The 3808-nt window shown below is 46.6% G+C and carries 5 protein-coding genes and 1 pseudogene; 2 read left to right on the forward strand and 4 right to left on the reverse strand.

The genetic code is table 11. The features are described from left to right. Window positions 1–314 precede the first annotated feature (314 nt). The 3 genes from ABGY95_RS05705 to ABGY95_RS05715 all read right to left on the reverse strand — a co-directional run bounded on the left by ABGY95_RS05705 (window position 315) and on the right by ABGY95_RS05715 (window position 2477). The gene (locus tag ABGY95_RS05705; RefSeq protein WP_347440733.1) at window positions 315–752 is read right to left on the reverse strand and encodes a hypothetical protein; all 438 of its coding nucleotides are present in this window, start codon (window positions 750–752) and stop codon (window positions 315–317) included. Between the two features lie 4 nt (window positions 753–756). Beyond that, the gene (locus ABGY95_RS05710) at window positions 757–1215 is read right to left on the reverse strand and encodes a hypothetical protein (RefSeq protein ID WP_347440734.1); all 459 of its coding nucleotides are present in this window, start codon (window positions 1213–1215) and stop codon (window positions 757–759) included. A 143-nt stretch (window positions 1216–1358) separates the two neighbouring features. Next, window positions 1359–2477: a phosphoserine transaminase gene (locus tag ABGY95_RS05715; RefSeq protein WP_347440735.1), complete on the reverse strand. Its 1119-nt coding sequence runs from the start codon at window positions 2475–2477 to the stop codon at window positions 1359–1361. A gap of 288 nt (window positions 2478–2765) precedes the next feature. Here ABGY95_RS05715 and ABGY95_RS05720 point away from each other — a divergent pair, with 288 nt between their 5' ends. Together ABGY95_RS05720 and ABGY95_RS05725 are read left to right on the forward strand one after the other, a co-directional pair. Further along, on the forward strand, window positions 2766–3068 hold the full coding sequence (locus ABGY95_RS05720) for a class I SAM-dependent methyltransferase (RefSeq protein WP_347440737.1): 303 nt from the start codon (window positions 2766–2768) through the stop codon (window positions 3066–3068). Next, window positions 3065–3460, forward strand: coding sequence for a hypothetical protein (locus ABGY95_RS05725; RefSeq protein WP_347440736.1), 396 nt, complete (start codon window positions 3065–3067; stop codon window positions 3458–3460). Before ABGY95_RS05720 ends, ABGY95_RS05725 begins: the two co-directional genes overlap by 4 nt. Before the next feature lie 29 nt (window positions 3461–3489). Here ABGY95_RS05725 and ABGY95_RS05730 read toward each other — a convergent pair. Next, a pseudogene (locus ABGY95_RS05730) lies at window positions 3490–3808 on the reverse strand (arylesterase); the annotation flags it as partial.

A 3808-nucleotide genomic window follows, 5' to 3' on the forward strand; every position in this document is an offset into this window, starting at 1 on the left:
GTTACCCAAGCACCCGAAGCGTACTTCGTTGCTTTGCTACTGTATTCCTTGAAGAACTCGTAAGTGGTTGAGCTGTTTGTCGGTTGGAGCTCTTTACCGATTGATTTTGAAACTTCAACTAGCCCTACATACATATCTGGTAAGTATGCGATGAGCAGGATAATCATGAAAGCTGACATGAAATAGCTCATTGAGAACCCTTGTCCTTACGTGAAGATGTTCCATATATGGAATGAGAACAAAATAACGTATGCTAGAGTCATTAAAATGACTTCTAGGTTCTCAAAGACTGATGTGAAGTTTGTTAGCATTGCTTAAAACTGTTTCAAGTATTCGATTTGCTCTTGGTGGTTGATCTCATCGAACCAATCAAGCATTACAGGATTCCAACTCCTTTGGTTCTTAAATATTCTCTCAAAGAACTCTTTAGTTGGTTTGTATTTTGTCGCTATCTCGTAACTTTTAAGTCGGTCTAAGTGTTCGTCTGGACGTTTGTTGATGCACTCATATTTCCACTCAATGTAGACTTGGTTTTTGAAAAATTCGAAGTCCTCTCGGTACTTTGCATTCAGTTCGGCTTGATACTTTTCTGCGTTCTCATTGAGGACCCATACTCCTTCTATTTGTTGAGCCTGGCTAATCGGTGCTTGTACTCCACTCACTGTCAAAACAGTCGCTTCCTGCTCCTTGTTACAGGATGCGAAGAGTGTTGAAAGGGCTGCTAGTGCTAGTGCTTTATTTATTTTCTTCATCTATTTATTTATTTATGTTTTCGTTAAATTTGTAACCCTCATATTCGAGGGTTTTGAGGTTTTCCGTTCCTTTGTCAGCACTCTTTCCAATCGCTTCACCTATAGCTTTTGTTTGGGTTGCTTTGGTGTCCTGGTAGTTTTTCTCTTCCATGATCTGGCGATCAGCATTTGCTAGTGTCTGAGTGTGCAAGTCGTACATTCTTGTGTTGAATCGCGTTTCAGTGATGCTCATTTGCACCATGAGAGCTTCAATTTTTGTGAGTACAGCTAGTTGCTCTGCTTGCGTTGTAGCATTTCTCGCGTCTTCCAGGGCTTGAGCGAGCTGAGTCGAAACCATGTCCAAGGAATTGACTGTTTCCTTTCTCTCAGTTTCGTAGGAAGAAACTCGCGCATTAGTGAGAGCGTAGCGTTTGTAATCTTCGCTCTTTCTTTCGATTGTCTTGCCATTTACTTCAGTTTCCAACTTTCCGTAAATGCCGCTCTTTTTATCCAGGAGGTCGGTGACTTTCGTTATGTCGGTAAGAGCTGCAATTTCATTCTCCAGGTCTAAAATGTCCTCGATATTGGCTAGGTCTTGGAGGCGAGTAATTAAGTCCCTCGCGTCATTTATTTTTGCACTTCAGCGTAGGCCCAGTCGAGCCATGGGATGAGCGCCTCTAGGTCTTCGCTGTTGACGGTAGCTCCACACCAGATGCGGAGCCCTGCTGGGGCGTCACGGTAAGCGCCGATGTCATAGGCTGCGTCCTCTGAGCCGAGGAGCTTGACCATCGCTTTGACCTTGTCGGCCGCGAGGTTGAGGGTGAGGCAAACAGAGGTGGTGGAGGCGGTGGCTGGGTCCACAGCTAGGTTGTTGGCCCAGTCGCGCTCAGCCACGAACTTATCGATGACTGCTGTATTTGCATCTGCACGGGCGATCATGGCAGGAAGTCCACCAATGGACTCAGCCCAGTCGAGTGCGTCGATGTAGTCGACGACGGCGAGCATGGATGGTGTGTTGATGGTTTCACCACGGAATATGCCGGCATTGATTGAGTCGCCACTGAGTAGACGGAAGATTTTAGGCAGCGGACGATCTGGCTTGAAGGACTCGATTCTAGCGACTGCTTTAGGGCTGAGGATGATCATGCCGTGACCACCTTCTCCGCCGAGAACTTTTTGCCAAGAATAGGTGGTGACATCCAGCTTTGCCCATGGGAGATCCATGGCGAAGGCTGCAGAAGTGGCGTCACAGATAGTGATCCCTTCGCGGTCATCTGAGATCCAGTCTGCATTGGGAACGCGGACACCTGAGGTCGTGCCATTGTAGGTGAATACGACGTCGTTCGCTGGGGATACCTGAGAGAGGTCTGGAAGAACTCCGTAGTCCGCTGTGATTTCGTTTACTTCAGGTAGTTTGAGTTGCTTGGTGATGTCAGTAAGCCAGCCTTTACCGAAGGATTCCCAGTGGCAGACGTCGACTGTGCGCTCACCGAGAGTGTGCCATAAGATCATTTCCACGGCGCCAGTGTCAGATGCCGGGACTAGGCCGATGAGGTAGTCATCAGGGATGTTGAGGATCTTGCGGGTTTTATCGATTGCCTCTTTCAGCACAGCCTTGCCGATCGCTGAGCGGTGCGAACGGCCGAGGCATTCTGTGTTTAGATTAGCTAGGTCATAGCCAGGTCTTTTGGCACAAGGACCTGAGGAAAAAAATGGGCGTTCTGGTTTGGTAATTGGTTTTGACATTTTCTTGAATGTTAAAGTGTGAAAATCTTTATAGTGCTAAAGAATTGCTACTCTCTGAGTGATGATGCGTCAACATTGGGTTCTGGCAGCATCGAGTTATTGCGGAGCTTTTCTCAGAGCGCCAGAGTTTGAATTGAATCTTGACTATTTACCCTAGATCACCTAAGTCTAGCGAGTCACCGTTAGACCATGGGGTTTGGAGCTTACCTCAAAGCTAAGGCATCGATAGCCCGAGCGAGGGCCATTTATCCGCCGCCGGAGGAAGCCTAAAAAATTGCGTCTCACTCGATACCAGCTGAGGACGTATCTGTAGATAGAATCATCGCCATGTTTTCTCTCCACGAAATCCGAGACAGAGAAGAGCGAGTTACTATGTTAAACGAGCTTAATCGTGTGCTGGCTGAAAATGGGGAAATTTACATCACAGAGCACCTGAGTGATATACAGAATTTTACAGTATATTCGCTAGGAGCTTTTCATTTTTATTCTAAAAAAGAATGGCTGAGTAATTTCTGTGAAAGTAAATTGGAGGTTAAGCAAGAGCTGAAAACGACACCCTTTGTAACCACCTTTATCCTCACCAAACGATGACCTTGTTAATACAATTGATCGGTTGCGGATTAGTGATTCTAGCTATCATTCATGCGGTGTTTCCAAAAGTATTCGAGTGGAAGCACGAGTTGCCACGGCTCAGTCTAGTGAATCAACAACTCATGACCGTGTACACATTCTTCATAGCACTCACTGTATTTCTGATGGGCTTGCTCTGTTTTAGTTCCGCGGAATTGTTGCTGCATACCGAATTAGGGAAAAAAATACTTTTTGGGTTATCCTTTTTCTGGTTCGTGAGACTCATCATGCAGCTGTTTTGGTATTCACCAAAATTATGGCGGGGTAAGTATCTAGAGACGTTAGTTCATATTGTTTTCATCCTCTTGTGGTCAGCCGTGACTGTGATCTTCGCACTTGGAGCGATGACGTAGTATTGCTGGCCGTTCATACACGTATGCCCTCATTCACTGCTTTCAATGGCTGGTTTTAGGATTTCCCAGACATTTTCTGCGACGAGAGCTTGGCCTTCTGCGGTGGGGTGAATGCGATCGTCTTGATTGAGTTTTACTACTCCACCGACGCCTTTTAGAAGGAAGGGGATGAGAGTTGATTCCGATTCTTTGGCGGCTTCGGGGAAGGTGTTTTTGAAGGCCTCTAAGAATTCTTGGCCCATGTTGTCGGGCATTTCCATGCCAGCAATGAGGATCAGGATTTCGGGGTTTTTACTGCGGGCTTTGCTGGCGATGCCGAGCAGGTTCTTTTTCGTTTCTGCGGGTGGG

This window comes from Rubritalea sp. (genome assembly GCF_039830215.1).
Taxonomy (GTDB): Bacteria; Verrucomicrobiota; Verrucomicrobiia; order Verrucomicrobiales; family Akkermansiaceae; genus Rubritalea.